Below are 906 nucleotides of genomic sequence, written 5' to 3'. Positions count from 1 at the left end.
CAAGGCAGGACGCCAGTGAGGCAGAGGCGCAGGACAGAGGGGCGGGAGGGTGGTCTTGCTGTTCCCTTCAGGCTGCCACGGCGTGCTCGCCCTCAAGGTCGGCGCGCCCTCTCGGGCGCTTGCGGCCTGCCGGCCGTCTTCGAACCTTGACTGCTGCGCGCGCCGTGCCGGCGGACGGACCCGGGCAAGCCCGCCCGCAACCGTTGAAGGAGCACATCATGTTCAATTTCATCACCGAAGCGCAGCGCGAGCAGCTGATCGCCCACGGCCGGACCTCGCGAGCAACCGACGACTTCGATCCCTATCCGGTGGTCAAGCTGTTCACGCCCGATGCTGGGGCGACCTGGTTGCTGTCCGAACTGGACGAGACGGGTCTGGTCGCCTTCGGCTTGTGCGACCTGGGACTCGGCAGTCCCGAGCTGGGGCTGGTAGACCTGCACTCCCTGGCGGCCGTGCGCGGCCTGATGAACCTGCCGATAGAGCAGGACCTGCACTTCCGGCCCGACAAGCGGCTGAGCGCCTACGCGCGCGAGGCGCGTGCGGCCGGGCGCATCCAGGCCTGAGCGCGCAGACCCGTCGCAGCCGCCGGCTGGGCCGGCGGCCAAGCCTCGCGCGGTGGCGCGCACCACGGCGCGCGAGCGCTGTTCCGTTGGGTCGTCGTGGTCCGATCGGCATGCCTGGGGCAGCAGGACGTTCGTGCAATGCAACGATCTTGTCTTGGGCGCCCCAGCGGCTGCGCCGCTGTCGGGCTGCTCCAGGTTCGCGCCTTCGCGCTCATCCCCTGGCGGGGACGGCCCGCGGCCGCCTTGCGCATCCCTGGCGCGGCAGCCGCAGGCTGCCTGCAGGGGACTGGCGTCCCCTGAACTTCCATTGATCAGACGTGCCTGCGGCACGTGGTGGCGCTCG

The 906-nt window shown here is 70.6% G+C and carries 1 protein-coding gene; it reads left to right on the top strand.

The annotated features are described in order from the left end of the window. Positions 1-218 precede the first annotated feature (218 nt). Positions 219-563: a DUF2958 domain-containing protein gene (locus ABEA07_RS19345; protein ID WP_345539859.1), complete on the top strand. Its 345-nt coding sequence runs from the start codon at positions 219-221 to the stop codon at positions 561-563. Positions 564-906: the final 343 nt, after the last annotated feature.

It is taken from the genome of Variovorax defluvii (assembly GCF_039541515.1).
GTDB classification, from domain to species: Bacteria; Pseudomonadota; Gammaproteobacteria; order Burkholderiales; family Burkholderiaceae_C; genus Variovorax; species Variovorax defluvii.
The sequence above is the reverse complement of the archived record's forward strand: the minus strand, read 5'-3'. Positions and strand labels throughout refer to the sequence as shown.